Genomic DNA, 1,193 nt, shown 5'->3' with positions numbered 1-1,193 from the left:
GCCTGGCGCGCGCGGCGGCGGGTCTGCCGCAGGACCGGGCCCGGGGCCGATGGCGGCCCGACGCTGGCGCGGCGCAAGCGGACGTGATGAACACGTTCCGGGCGATCTCTCAGCTCCGTCATGGCCGGGCTTGTCCCGGCCATCCAGGGACTCCGAACCCGCCAGAGATTCGCGTTTCGATCTTCCGCGTTAATGGATGGCCGGGACAAGCCCGGCCATGACGGTCCTTCGGAAGTCGCCAAATATCCAACGCGAACCCGGCCAGCAAAAAGGACCGCCCCTTCCGGAGCGGCCCTTTCCATTGTTCAGCCTTGGCGGCTTCGTCAGGCGCGAGCCCCCAAGAGGGCGGAGGTCGCGTTCATCCGGGCCGCGCGCGGCGTGAGACAATGAGACATTCGACCACCTCCTTTCGTTGTTGAAACAGTGCGTTGGAGATGGGGGCGAAGTCGGGGGCGTCAAGGGGTGAAGGAAGCGCCGGAAACGGACGCGCTGGAGGCCCGCCATGGGTGGAAAGCGGTCGTTGGTCCGGTAGAGTGCCTAGATGAAGTTTGGCGAACTCAAATCCATCGGGCACAACATCGCTGACTCGCTCGGGAGCGGGATATGCCTCCTCGTCGGCTACTATGAGATCGACATCTTTGCCGAGGCAGCGAGCTCGCCCGCCGGATATATCGAGGTGAACTTCCTGACTGGAACCAGTTCAGGCAGCCCAACGTCTCCAACCCTAAGCAAGGTCATCAAGCTCTATCGAGATGCCCTTGATCGACTTTGCGCGAGCCACGGCACGACTCCGTCAGCCTTTGCCGCTCTAACTGCTCGCTTCGCGGTCGATAGCAGATACGGGGGGCATTTCACCGTCACTGTCGAAGACCAGTTGGGCCGCCGGTCGACCGACGAATATCTCGGCATACCGGGCCGTAGGCTGAAGGTCCGCTAAGGGTCGAGAACAGTCGTTGGGCATGCGACTCGACCCTCCCCGCGCCGGCTTGCGGCGTCCCGTGTAACCGGTTACGCACGGTGAAGCTTGGAAGACGCTCGATGGATCGACGCACGGTTCTGGGGTGGGTCGGCGGCGCCGGTCTGGCGTCCTTGACCGGATGCGCGACGGGCGCGACGGCCGTGGCCGCCGATCTGCTGGCGGCGGTGGAGATGGACGCGCGCCGGGCGTCGCGATCGGCGTCCGACTGGGAGAT

Annotated in this window: 1 protein-coding gene; it reads left to right on the top strand. The window is 64.9% G+C overall.

Annotation, left to right across the window (positions count from 1 at the left end; genetic code table 11):
* Positions 1-541: 541 nt before the first annotated feature.
* Positions 542-937: a hypothetical protein gene (locus AC2W7C_RS18175; protein WP_486002602.1), complete on the top strand. Its 396-nt coding sequence runs from the start codon at positions 542-544 to the stop codon at positions 935-937.
* Positions 938-1,193: the final 256 nt, after the last annotated feature.

Source organism: Brevundimonas sp. CURTG3B2_SDJG, from assembly GCF_057364705.1.
The sequence above is the reverse complement of the archived record's forward strand: the minus strand, read 5'-3'. Positions and strand labels throughout refer to the sequence as shown.